We start from the raw sequence: 13259 nt of genomic DNA on the forward strand, positions 1-13259 counted from the left end.
AATACGTTATTCATAAAATATTAAACGGTTTTGTTCTGATGTATTTAAATAGAATTATAAAAAGTGCGATATGTATTTTTACATTAAAACAAGTTATGACTAATATTTTTGAAAAACCTGAGACATCAGTACGATGTCCCAGGTTTTCTTTTCGCTAATATAAAAATGAAACGAGTTATTTCACGAATCCAAAAGTAAGATTAAAATGAGCATATTAAAATTTAAAATTAAATAAATCAGATATAATGGATGCAATAAGCAATTAGAAAGGTGTTAAATATGTTCCATAACGAAAGTGCCCATTTTGTAAATGGCATTATATTAAATGTAAGAGATAAAGATGAAATGAAAAAATTTTATGGAGATATTATTGGATTAAATGTAGTAAATGAATCATATTCTACAATTCAATATGAGGTTGGTAATCTGAATCACTTCATGACACTTAATCAAATCAATATGGGAAGAGAACCTCTTGTTTCAGAAGCAGGTTTATTTCACTTAGCGATAAAATTACCATCTAAAACAGACTTAGCAGACTTGCTTGTGCAATTCAGTGAATATAAAATACCTATCAATGGTGGCGAACACGACATTTCAACTTCATTATATTTAGTAGATACGGAAGGAAACGGCTTGGAGTTTTATGTAGATAATCCCATTGATGAATGGTCTATTGAAAATGAAAAAGCAGTTTTAGAAACAAAACCATTAAATGTACCTAAATTACTAACTTATGTCTCAGATGAGAAGTGGCAAGGTATTCCTGATGAAAGTATTATTGGATATATAAATTTAAAAACAATTCGATTAAATAGAGTTAAGCAATATTATAAAAATTACTTTGGTTTGGTACCTTCTTCTGTAGAAACTGACAGTGCGGTTTATTTAGCTTCAAATGGTTATCACCAACATCTCGTAGTGAATAATTGGTTATCAAGTGTAAAACGTATAGAAAATCATAGAACTTATGGTTTAGCGTGTGTAGATTTTCATTTTCCAGAAACAACACATAAATTATTAGCTGGACCTGATGGTATTCAATTTAGGTTTAATTATTATTCCGTACTCTAGAATAATGTCTATTTTAATAACATTTTAAAAAATCAACTTATTATTTGAACTGTAACTTTTTTTATAAGTTTGATTAGGATATAATGAGAGTTGTTGTAAAAAGCGACCGCACGAAGAACAAATAGGAGGTACAGACATGAAACGTCAGTACTATATTGGTATTTCTATATTTATAACAATTGTTATACTTATATTAGATCAAATCACAAAATTTATAATAACTAAAACAATGCAAATTGGTGACTCATTTGAAGTAATCCCTAATTTTTTGAGTATCACTTCACATAGAAATAATGGTGCAGCATGGGGAATTTTAAGTGGAAAGATGGCTTTTTTCTATATTATAACTGTCATTATTCTGATCATACTCATTGTCTTTTTTATAAAAGAAGCGAAGCATAATTTGTTAATGCAAATTGCTATAAGTTTATTGTTTGCTGGTGCTTTAGGTAACTTTATTGACCGCGTATTAAATGGTGAAGTTGTAGACTTTGTTGATACTTATATATTTAGTTATAATTTTCCAATATTTAACGTAGCTGATTCTAGTTTAACTATAGGCGTCGTTTTAGTAATAATCGCATTATTAAGGGATATGAGGACAGAAGAATAGGAGAGATAGTGTATGGAATTTCATGAGTTTAATATAGATGACCCAGCTAATGTAGGACAACGAATAGATAAATTATTGCCTGAATTTAATACTGAATGGTCACGTACTCAAATGCAAGATTGGATTAAAGAAGGCCTGGTTAAAGTCAATGGTAAAGTGATAAAATCCAATTATAAAACTAAGTCAAATGATAAAATTATAGTAACTGAGAAAGAAATTGTTGAGGCAGATATTAAACCAGAAAATCTTAATCTGAATTTTTATTATGAAGACGATGATGTCGCAATTGTATATAAACCTAAAGGGATGGTAGTACATCCATCAGCAGGTCATTATACGGGTACATTAGTAAATGGACTAATGTATCAAATGAAAGACTTATCTGGTATAAACGGAGAGATACGTCCAGGAATTGTACATCGTATTGACAAAGACACTTCCGGGTTATTAATGATTGCAAAAAATGATGTTGCACATCGTAGTTTAGTAGAACAGTTGATAGATAAATCAGTAACGCGTAAATATATTGCATTGGTACATGGTAACATTCCACATGATTATGGTACTGTTGATGCACCTATTGGTAGAAATAAGAATGACCGCCAATCTATGGCTGTAGTTGATGATGGTAAAGACGCGATTACTCACTTTAATGTATTAGAACATTTTAATAAATATACGTTAATAGAATGTCAGTTAGAAACAGGCCGTACTCACCAAATTCGTGTGCATATGAAATACATTGGTTACCCTTTAGTAGGAGATCCCAAATATGGTCAGAAAAAAACATTAGATATTGGTGGTCAAGCATTGCATGCTGCAGTAATCGGTTTTGAACATCCAGTTACACAAGCGTATATTGAAAAGACAGCACCTTTACCAGAGGAATTTGAGCAACTCTTAAATGATGTTCGTAAATCTGATAATTAATAATGCTTTGCTAAGTTATATCGTGAATTTTAGATAATACCATGATATATAAATAGGATTGGAACAGAAATCTAATTTTATTAATTAGATTTCGTTATCTCACCCCAACAAGGATGACTAGAAGTGAAAAAATGATTTAAAGGCAAACGATCGCTTTTATAAAACGAACGATATTCTAATATAGACTTGCAACGATATGTTATTCATGATAATATAATGACAGTTTAATAAAGAACGAACGTCTTTAATTGAAAGTCCAGAGAGGCTTCGAAGACATGTAATGAAAATAGAATATACAAACAAAGTATTTAAGTTATAACAATAGCTAAAGCCATCGTAGTTTTTCGTAAAACGCGATAAAAGTCATAATCACAAGTACAAAAATGGTTATGATGGAGAAATCATCTAAGTTTTAGATATGTCTCTACATTTTGTTTGTAATATTTTATTACGCTACCTCATGTCTTCTGAAGATGTGAGGTTTTTTAATATCATTAAGATTAAGGTAGGTGCCCAAAATGTCAGAACGCGTAATTATGGATGAAGCAGCAATACAAAGAACCGTTACACGTATTGCACACGAAATCTTAGAATACAACAAAGGTACTGATGAATTAATTTTATTAGGCATTAAAACAAGAGGGGCATTTTTAGCACGACGTATCCAACAAAAAATTGAACAAATTGAGGAAATAACTGTCCCAACAGGTACGATTGATATTACACAATTTAGAGATGATTTAGAACAGACAATAGATCAAGTTGCAGAACAGACGTATGAAATTGATGTCAATATAACAAATCAAGTCGTGATTATTGTGGATGATGTTCTATATACTGGGCGTACAGTTAGAGCATCGCTTGATGCAGTACTTCAATATGCAAGACCTAGTAAAATAGGATTAGCAACGCTTATTGATCGTGGACATAGGGAGCTTCCAATACGCGCAGACTTTGTTGGTAAAAATATACCGACCGCTAGAGAAGAAGCTGTCTCGGTTTTTCTTAGTGAAATAGATAGTAGAAATGCAGTTGTAATTGAATAAATCAACACCTTTTAATTCAGTACGAGAGACTGAAAAAGGGAAGAGAATCATGTGGAAGTCAAAGGCAAGTTTCTAGGAAGCCACACTTCAAAATATAGTTATATTATAAAAACATATACTATAGATTCTCTCCATATCATCTGAACTTAATTTAAGCTAAGTATTCAAACAGCAATGCTAACGATTTAAGTCGTAATGTTGTTTGAACAAGCTGAATTTTGATTTGAGGATAGATACTTTTTAAGTCTCTTTACATGAAAACAATGTAAAGGGACTTTTTTATGAGAGGAAGCGGAAAGTCATGGAAAATGAAACAATGTTTGAACGGACAGCTAAACCAGTATTAGATGTACGAGATAAACCTAAGTTAGGACAATGGGCATTTCTAAGCACTCAACATTTATTTGCAATGTTTGGATCGACTGTCCTCGTACCATTTTTAACTGGATTACCGATATCATCTGCTTTACTAGCATCAGGGATAGGGACATTATTATATATATTAATTACACAAGCGAAAATACCCGCATATTTAGGTTCAAGTTTCGCATTTATCACACCAATCATAACTGGATTGAATTCACATAGCTTAGGTGACATGTTAGTAGCATTGTTTATGAGCGGAGTGATGTATGTGCTTATTGGATTAGCTATTAGGTTAAGTGGAACAGGGTGGCTTATGCACTTACTTCCCCCGGTTGTTGTTGGACCAGTTATTATGGTGATTGGTTTGAGTCTGGCTCCTACTGCAGTCAATATGGCGATGTTTGAAAATTCAGGAGATATGAAAGGCTATAACTTAAGTTATTTAGTAGTAGCAATGATTACGCTGCTGGTGACGATTATAGTTCAAGGATACTTTAAAGGTTTCTTGTCCCTTATACCTGTATTAATCGGCATTATAACGGGGTACATTGTGTCAATATTTATGGGGCTTGTTAATTTTAAACCTGTAGCTGAAGCAAAATGGCTGCAACTTCCTGAAGTGTACCTACCATTTAAAGATTACACACCATCATTTCATCTAGGTTTAGTACTTGTCTTAATACCAATCGTTTTTGTGACAGTTAGTGAGCACATTGGACATCAAATGGTGATTAACAAAATCGTAGGAAGAAATTTCTTTAAAGATCCAGGATTAGACAAATCAATTATTGGTGACGGAGTGTCAACGATGTTTGCAAGTATTATAGGTGGCCCACCAAGTACAACATACGGAGAAAATATAGGTGTTTTAGCTATCACGAAAATTTATAGTATATATGTTATTGGAGGTGCTGCAGTCATCGCTATAATATTAGGTTTTGTAGGCAAATTCACAGCATTAGTTTCATCTATACCAACCCCTGTTATGGGAGGTGTATCGATATTACTTTTCGGAATTATTGCAGCAAGTGGTCTGCGAATGCTTGTAGAAAGTGAAGTTGATTTTGCAAGTAACCGAAATCTAGTCATCGCATCAGTCATATTAGTTATAGGTATTGGCAACCTAGTCTTCAATCTGAATGGTATAGGTATAAATTTAGAAATTGAAGGGATGGCATTAGCAGCATTGGCAGGTATTCTACTAAACTTAATTTTACCGCAAGAGATTGAGTCAAATAAATAAACGTCTATTTCAATACTAGGAGGCTGAAAAAATGGATAACTTACTATCAATGGAACATCTAACTACAAATGAGATTTATGAACTAATAGAAATTGCAAGTGGTATTAAAAATGGATCATTTAAACCACATAATTATGAAGACAAATTTGTAGCAAACTTATTTTTTGAAAATTCTACCCGTACGAAAAGTAGCTTTTTAGTAGCAGAGCAAAAATTAGGATTAAAACTGATTGATTTCGAAACGAGCACTTCTTCTGTTCAAAAAGGTGAGAGCTTATACGATACGTGTAAAACATTAGAACAAGTAGGTGCAGATGTTCTAGTAATTAGACATTCAGATACAACATACTATAATGATTTAAATTCACTTAAGTTACCGATTATTAATGCAGGTGATGGTAGTGGACAGCATCCAACACAAAGTTTATTAGACCTAATGACAATATACGAAGAGTATGAAACCTTTAAAGATTTAAATATATTAATATGTGGAGATATTAAAAACTCCCGTGTAGCGAGAAGTAACTTTCAAAGTTTAACCGCACTCGGTGCAAATGTGATGTTCTCAAGTCCAGAAGCGTGGAGAGATGACACTTTAGAAGCACCTTATGTTGATATAGATAAAGTCATAGAGGACATAGACATTGTCATGCTACTAAGAGTACAGCATGAAAGACATGGTGATGAAGAAACAATGAATTTTGAAAATCAAAATTATCATGAAAATTTTGGTTTGACAAAAGCGCGTTATAATCGATTGAAGTCATCTGCAATTGTTATGCATCCCGCGCCTGTCAATCGCGGTGTTGAAATAGATGATTGCTTAGTAGAAGCAGAAAAATCTCGCATCTTTAAACAGATGGAAAATGGTATGTATACACGTATGGCAGTAATTGAGTATATATTACAAACAAAGGAGGCAGCAATAAATGAAATTGCTAACTAATGCGAAAATCTTAGAAAATGGTGAACTTAAAACCACTTCAATTTTAATAGAAGGTAAAACCATAAAAAAAATTGCGTCAGACATAGAGGTTGATGCCGATGTTGAAATCATTGATTTAAAAGGACACTTTGTTGCTCCAGGTTTAGTTGATGTTCATGTACATTTGCGTGAACCAGGCGGTGAACATAAAGAAACAATTGCAACGGGAACACAAGCAGCTGCAAGAGGCGGTTTTACGACAGTTTGTCCAATGCCAAATACACGACCTGTACCTGACTCTGTTGAAAATTTAGAACGTTTAAACAAATTAATCGACGAAAATGCACACGTCAGAGTTTTACCATATAGTGCAATCACAGTTAGGCAAGCAGGTACTGAACATGTTGATTTTGAAGCTTTAGCCCAGTTAGGCACATTTGCTTTTACTGATGATGGCGTAGGTGTACAACAAGCAAATATGATGTATGAAGCTATGCAACAAGCAGCTAAAGTGAATAAAGCAGTCGTTGCTCATTGTGAGGATAATAGCTTGATATATGGCGGCGCTATGCATGAAGGGGAACGTAGTAAAGCATTAGGCATACCGGGGATACCTAATATTTGTGAAGCGGTACAAATTGCGAGAGATGTTTTGCTAGCTGAAGCAGCAGGTGCACATTACCATGTCTGTCACGTATCTACAAAAGAAAGTGTACGAGCTATAAGAGATGCTAAAAAGGCAGGAATTCATGTAACAGCAGAAGTGACACCGCATCATTTATTATTAACAGAAGATGATGTGCCTGGTGATGATGCAATTTATAAAATGAATCCACCTTTAAGAAGTAAAGCAGATCGATCTGCACTAATCGAAGGATTATTAGATGGGACAATTGATTGTATTGCTACAGACCATGCGCCACATGCGAAAGAAGAAAAAGCACAACCAATGACAAAAGCGCCTTTCGGCATTGTTGGTAGTGAAACAGCATTTCCATTATTGTATACACACTTTGTAAAAAATGGTAACTGGTCATTGCAACAATTGGTTGACTATTTAACGATTAAACCATCTCAAATATTTGATTTACCATATGGAAGATTAGAAGAGGGCGGTTTAGCTGACCTTACTGCCATTAATTTAGAAGACGAGAAAGAGATTAGGGCAGAAGATTTTGCGTCAAAAGGGTCAAACACACCATTTATAGGTGAAAAAGTATACGGAACTCCAGTATTAACATTGGTAGAAGGTGAAGTTAAATTTAAGGAGGAAAAGTAATGTTGCAAAAACGCTATTTAGTTTTAGAAGATGGAACATATTATGAAGGTTATCCATTAGGATCGGACCATTTAACGAAAGGCGAAATAGTATTTAATACGGCTATGACTGGGTATCAAGAAACGATATCAGATCCATCTTATACAGGGCAAATTATTACGTTTACTTATCCATTAATAGGAAACTACGGAATTAATCGAGATGATTTTGAATCTTTGATACCAACATTGAATGGTGTTGTTGTCAAAGAAGCAAGCACATATCCGAGTCATTTTCGCATGCAAAAAACATTCCACGAAGTGTTAAAAGATTATGATATCCCAGGTATTTCAGGTGTGGATACACGTAGTATTACTCGAAAAATTAGAAACTATGGCGTTTTAAAAGCAGCTTTTACAGATGATAAGGCAGATATTCCACAATTAATAGAAGAGTTGAAAGTAATTGAATTACCTAGAGATGAAGTGAAAACAGTGTCTACCAAAACACCATATGTCTCTACGGGTTATGATTTAAGTGTTGTACTTGTAGATTTTGGTAAAAAACAAAATATTGTGAGAGAACTTAATTTACGTGGTTGTAATGTTACAGTTGTACCTTATGATTCGACAGCAGAAGAAATTATTAGAATGTCACCAGATGGAGTCATGTTGTCTAATGGACCTGGTGATCCAGAAGAAGTCAAAGTTGCAATTAATATGATTAATGGTATTTTAGGAAAAATTCCTTTCTTTGGTATCTGTTTAGGCCATCAATTATTTGCACTTTCACAAGGCGCTACATCGTTTAAAATGAAATTTGGACATAGAGGGGCAAACCATCCTGTGAAAGATTTAAAGAGTGGGAAAATAGCATTAACTAGCCAAAATCATGGTTATGCGATCGATAAAGATTCATTAGCCAGTACACCTTTAGAAATAACACATATAGCGATTAATGACGGTACAGTTGAAGGTTTAAGACACCAATCATTACCTGCGTTTTCAGTACAATATCATCCTGAAGCAAGTCCTGGACCTACAGATTCAAATTATTTGTTTGATGAATTTATTAAAATGATGCATGACTTTAAAGAAAAGGAGATTTTGACAAATGCCTAAACGTAACGATATTAAAACGATTTTAGTTATAGGATCTGGACCCATTATTATAGGCCAAGCTGCAGAATTTGATTATGCGGGGACACAAGCATGCTTAGCATTACGAGAAGAAGGTTATCGCGTTATATTAGTAAATTCAAATCCAGCTACAATCATGACAGATAATGAAATTGCTGACAAAGTCTACATTGAACCTTTAACGCATGACTTTATTGCACGTATTATTCGTAAAGAACAACCTGATGCGCTGTTACCAACATTAGGTGGTCAAACAGGGCTTAATATGGCGATTCAATTACATGATAGCGGTGTATTAGAAGCGAACAACGTACAATTACTAGGTACTAAATTGGCTTCTATTCAACAAGCGGAAGATAGAGAATTATTTAGAGACTTAATGAATGAGCTAGATGTTTCAGTTCCAGAAAGCGATATCGTCAATACTCTAGAACAGGCGTTTGAATTTAAAGAAGCGGTAGGGTACCCATTAATTGTGAGACCGGCTTTCACGATGGGCGGTACTGGTGGTGGTATTTGCCATAATGATGAAGAGTTTAAACAAGTGGTAACGAATGGCTTACATTACAGTCCGGCAACACAATGCTTAATTGAAAAATCAATCGCAGGTTTTAAAGAGATTGAATATGAAGTGATGCGAGATAAAAATGATAATGCCATTGTTGTATGTAACATGGAAAATATAGACCCAGTCGGCATACATACTGGCGATTCAATTGTAGTAGCACCTAGTCAAACTTTATCAGATGTTGAATATCAAATGTTACGTGATGTGTCGTTAAAAGTTATTCGTGCTTTAGGCATTGAAGGTGGTTGTAATGTACAACTGGCATTAGACCCACACTCAATGAAATATTATATAATTGAAGTGAACCCACGTGTGTCACGTTCATCAGCTTTAGCTTCTAAGGCTACAGGCTATCCGATTGCAAAATTAGCTGCAAAAATAGCGATAGGTTTATCATTAGATGAAATGTTGAATCCAATCACTAAAACCTCTTATGCTGCATTTGAACCGACGTTGGACTATGTTATTTCAAAAATCCCACGTTTTCCTTTCGATAAATTTGAAAAGGGTGAACGTGTGCTCGGTACACAAATGAAAGCAACTGGTGAGGTAATGGCGATTGGCCGAACATATGAAGAGTCTTTATTAAAAGCAATTCGCTCACTCGAATATGGCGTGCATCATTTGGGATTACCAAATGGTGAAACATACGATTTAGATTATATAAAAGCGCGTATACAAGACCAAGATGATGAGCGCTTATTCTTTATAGGAGAAGCGATAAGAAGAGGTACATCTTTAGAAGAAATACACGAAATGACTAAGATTGATTACTTCTTCTTAAATAAATTCTTGCACATCATTGATATAGAACATGACTTAAAAGTACACAAAGGAGATATAGATTATTTAAAATTTGCTAAGAGTTATGGGTTTAGTGATCGCGTTATTGCACATCGTTTTGATATGTCAGAATCAGAAGTTTATAACTTAAGAAAACAACATAATATTTCACCAGTATATAAAATGGTAGATACATGCGCAGCAGAATTTGAATCAGCTACACCATATTACTATGGCACGTATGAACAAGAAAATGAATCCATTATCACTGAAAAAGAAAAAATATTAGTCTTGGGATCAGGGCCAATAAGAATCGGTCAAGGTGTCGAATTTGATTATGCAACTGTGCATGCTGTGTGGGCTATTCAACAAGCTGGTTATGAAGCTATTATCGTCAATAATAACCCTGAAACAGTATCTACAGACTTTTCAATTTCAGACAAATTATATTTTGAGCCATTAACAGAAGAAGATGTCATGAATATTATAAATATTGAACAGCCAAAAGGTGTAGTAGTACAGTTTGGTGGTCAAACTGCGATTAATTTAGCAGATAAAATTGAAAAGTATGGTGTGAAAATTTTAGGAACGTCACTCGAAGATTTGAATCGTGCGGAAGATCGTAAAGAATTTGAGGCACTGTTACATAAAATTGATGTGCCTCAACCTAAAGGCAAGACAGCAACGTCAACTGATGAAGCGCTCAATAATGCACGTACAATCGGTTATCCTGTAGTAGTTAGACCTTCGTATGTATTAGGTGGACGTGCAATGGAAATCGTGTATAACGATGAAGAGTTAACCAATTATATGAATCAAGCAGTGAAAGCGAGTCCGGATCATCCAGTATTAGTTGATAGATATCTCACAGGTAAAGAAATTGAAGTCGATGCTATTTCTGATGGTGAAACGGTAATTATTCCAGGGATTATGGAACATATTGAACGCGCTGGTGTCCATTCAGGTGATTCGATTGCGGTATATCCTCCACAATCTTTGACACCAAATGAACTTAAAACATTAGAAGATTATACAATTCGCTTAGCGAAAGGGCTAAATATCATAGGTCTAATCAATATACAATTTGTCATTGCACATGATGGTGTTTATGTTTTAGAAGTGAATCCTCGTGCGAGTCGTACAGTTCCTTTCTTAAGTAAAATTACGCATATTCAAATGGCACAGTTGGCCATGCGCGCTATTGTAGGTGAGAAACTTAAGGATTTAGGTTATAACGAGGGCGTTCAACCATATAGTGAAGGTGTCTTTGTTAAAGCTCCGGTATTTAGCTTTAACAAATTGAAAAATGTAGATATTACCTTAGGACCTGAAATGAAATCAACTGGGGAAGTCATGGGGAAAGATTTAACCATGGAAAAAGCATTATATAAAGGTTTGACAGCAAGTGGTATGGAAGTAAAAGATTATGGTACGGTATTGATGACCGTAAGTGATAAAGACAAAGATGAAATTGTGAATATCGCGGCTCGCTTAAATGAAGTCGGCTATAAAATATTAGCTACGGAAGGTACTGCTAAAAAATTAGAAAGTAACCATATCACTGCAGAAACTGTAGGTAAAATTGGTGGAGAAAACGATTTATTATCACGTATACAAACGAATGATGTTCAAATTGTGATCAATACGATGACAAAAGGGAAAGAAGTTGAACGTGATGGTTTTCAAATTAGACGTGCCTCTGTTGAAAATGGCGTACCATGTCTAACTTCATTAGATACTGCAGAAGCATTAACATCCGTTATAGAAAGCATGACTTTCACGATGAAAAATATGTAAAATATAATTAAAAAACTGAAATAATTTTTATGCTTTAATGCAAAGAAATGCTATTGGCAATAGACGGCTAGGATAAAAATATATTTATGAAATTTTTCTCTTAGTCGTCCTTGTCAGTATGAAAAAAATTCCAAAATATTATTGCTGTCATATGTCCATACACGCTTGGCAAATATAATAAAATAGCTATAGATGAGAGGCGATATATATGCAAAATAATCTACCTATCATTGCTTTAGATTTTGAATCAGCAGAAGCGGTTACACAATTTTTAAATCAATTTGATGAACCTTTATTTGTCAAAGTTGGAATGGAACTTTTTTATCAAACTGGGCCTTCATTAATCACTGATATTAAGAAACGTGGTCATAGCATATTCTTAGATTTAAAATTGCATGATATTCCTAACACTGTTGGTAAAGCAATGGAAGGCTTAAGCAAATTAGATGTCGATTTAGTAAATGTACACGCAGCTGGTGGTTCAGAAATGATGAAACGTGCTGTAGAAGGTATTAGAAAATATAACAGTAATATTAAAATTATTGCGGTTACACAATTAACGTCGACTACAGAAACAATGTTGCGTGATGAACAAAATATCCAAAGTACAATGGATGAAGCAGTGTTGAATTATGCTCGTCTAGCTCAATTATCAGGATTAGATGGCGTTGTATGTTCACCACTTGAAGCAAATTTAGTAAAACAGGAATTAGGTGAATCTTTCTTGAAAGTGACACCAGGCATCAGACCAGAAAACACTTCTTCAGATGATCAACAACGTATTACAACACCAGAAAAAGCAAGTGTTTTAGGCGCTACACACATTGTTGTAGGACGACCGATTACACAAAGTGAAAATCCGGTAACGAGTTATCAAAAAATTAAAGAAAGTTGGTTGAAATCACATGACTAAATCAATTGCACAAGCATTGTTAGATATAAAAGCTGTATCATTATCTCCCAATGATCCGTTTACTTGGAGTTCAGGTATTAAATCGCCAATATACTGTGATAATCGCATCACACTAGGTTTTCCTGATGTACGTACTCATATTAGAGATGGCCTGCAAGCATTGATTGAAACACATTTTAAAGATATTGAAGTTATATCAGGAACTGCAACAGCCGGGATTCCACATGCAGCATATGTCTCAGAAGTGATGAACTTACCGATGAATTACGTTAGATCAAAAAGCAAAAGTCATGGTAAACAGAATCAAATTGAAGGTGCATCAAGTGAAGGTAAAAATGTAGTAGTTATAGAAGATTTAATATCTACAGGTGGCTCTTCAATAACTGCAGTAGATGCACTAAAAGCTGCAGGTGCAAATGTATTAGGTGTAGTAGCAATCTTTACTTATGGTTTGAAAAAAGCAGATGACCAATTTACACGAGCTGATATACCCTTCTATACATTAAGCAATTATAATGAACTAATTGAGGTTGCTAGAGAAAATGGAGAAATTTCTGAAAATGATATTACTACATTAGTTGATTGGAGAGATAACTTGTCATAA

Annotated in this window: 11 protein-coding genes; all 11 read left to right on the forward strand. The window is 34.2% G+C overall.

The window, feature by feature from the left end; all coding sequences use genetic code 11:
* Window positions 1-279 precede the first annotated feature (279 nt).
* Window positions 280-1074, forward strand: coding sequence for a VOC family protein (locus HMPREF2586_RS08690; protein WP_070812716.1), 795 nt, complete (start codon window positions 280-282; stop codon window positions 1072-1074).
* Window positions 1075-1210: 136 nt separating this feature from the next.
* Window positions 1211-1687, forward strand: a complete 477-nt coding sequence (gene lspA / locus HMPREF2586_RS08695) for a signal peptidase II (protein WP_064209066.1) — start codon at window positions 1211-1213, stop codon at window positions 1685-1687.
* A gap of 12 nt (window positions 1688-1699) precedes the next feature.
* Window positions 1700-2617, forward strand: a complete 918-nt coding sequence (locus HMPREF2586_RS08700; protein WP_070658392.1) for an RluA family pseudouridine synthase — start codon at window positions 1700-1702, stop codon at window positions 2615-2617.
* Window positions 2618-3135: 518 nt separating this feature from the next.
* Window positions 3136-3663, forward strand: coding sequence for a bifunctional pyr operon transcriptional regulator/uracil phosphoribosyltransferase PyrR (gene pyrR / locus HMPREF2586_RS08705; protein WP_064209064.1), 528 nt, complete (start codon window positions 3136-3138; stop codon window positions 3661-3663).
* Window positions 3664-3964: 301 nt separating this feature from the next.
* On the forward strand, window positions 3965-5272 hold the full coding sequence (locus tag HMPREF2586_RS08710; protein WP_046208695.1) for a uracil-xanthine permease family protein: 1308 nt from the start codon (window positions 3965-3967) through the stop codon (window positions 5270-5272).
* Window positions 5273-5303: 31 nt separating this feature from the next.
* Window positions 5304-6218: an aspartate carbamoyltransferase catalytic subunit gene (locus tag HMPREF2586_RS08715; RefSeq protein ID WP_046208694.1), complete on the forward strand. Its 915-nt coding sequence runs from the start codon at window positions 5304-5306 to the stop codon at window positions 6216-6218.
* On the forward strand, window positions 6202-7476 hold the full coding sequence (locus HMPREF2586_RS08720; RefSeq protein WP_070658394.1) for a dihydroorotase: 1275 nt from the start codon (window positions 6202-6204) through the stop codon (window positions 7474-7476). The genes HMPREF2586_RS08715 and HMPREF2586_RS08720 overlap by 17 nt, the downstream gene beginning before the upstream one ends.
* Window positions 7476-8576, forward strand: a complete 1101-nt coding sequence (locus HMPREF2586_RS08725; RefSeq protein WP_046208692.1) for a carbamoyl phosphate synthase small subunit — start codon at window positions 7476-7478, stop codon at window positions 8574-8576. The genes HMPREF2586_RS08720 and HMPREF2586_RS08725 overlap by 1 nt, the downstream gene beginning before the upstream one ends.
* Window positions 8569-11742, forward strand: a complete 3174-nt coding sequence (carB, locus tag HMPREF2586_RS08730) for a carbamoyl-phosphate synthase large subunit (protein WP_070812717.1) — start codon at window positions 8569-8571, stop codon at window positions 11740-11742. Before HMPREF2586_RS08725 ends, carB begins: the two co-directional genes overlap by 8 nt.
* Window positions 11743-11950: 208 nt before the next feature.
* Window positions 11951-12655, forward strand: a complete 705-nt coding sequence (gene pyrF, locus HMPREF2586_RS08735) for an orotidine-5'-phosphate decarboxylase (RefSeq protein WP_046208690.1) — start codon at window positions 11951-11953, stop codon at window positions 12653-12655.
* Window positions 12648-13259 (forward strand): orotate phosphoribosyltransferase, encoded by a 612-nt coding sequence (gene pyrE / locus HMPREF2586_RS08740; protein WP_070037932.1) that lies wholly within the window; start codon window positions 12648-12650, stop codon window positions 13257-13259. Before pyrF ends, pyrE begins: the two co-directional genes overlap by 8 nt.

Origin of the sequence: Staphylococcus sp. HMSC034G07, assembly GCF_001835975.1 — a bacterium.
Taxonomy (GTDB): Bacteria; Bacillota; Bacilli; order Staphylococcales; family Staphylococcaceae; genus Staphylococcus; species Staphylococcus ureilyticus.